General features: G+C 54.4%; 1 protein-coding gene. It reads left to right on the forward strand.

Annotated elements, in window-relative coordinates; translation table 11 throughout:
• Positions 1–272, forward strand: a 272-nt coding sequence (locus AN389_RS19820) for an Ig-like domain-containing protein (protein WP_235576008.1), incomplete at both ends; no start/stop codon positions are given.

Below are 272 nucleotides of genomic sequence, written 5' to 3' on the forward strand. Positions count from 1 at the left end.
CCCACACTTACGATACAAAATGTAGGCGATGTAAACGACCTAACACCGACATTACAGGGCACCAGTAACGAAATTGGCGGCACGGTGACACTCACCGTGACCGACAGTGACGGCGCTGAGCAAACTCTCACGACCACCGTTGAGGCGGATGGTCATTGGGATATTGAAATCCCCGGTGCGCTCGCGCAAGGTGACTTTACTGTCACAGCCAGCATAACCGACGCGGCAGGCAATGAGAGCACAGCCAACAGCAGTGGCAATGTCGATACCAT

This window comes from Pseudoalteromonas sp. P1-7a, assembly GCF_001401855.1.
Classification (GTDB): Bacteria; Pseudomonadota; Gammaproteobacteria; order Enterobacterales; family Alteromonadaceae; genus Pseudoalteromonas.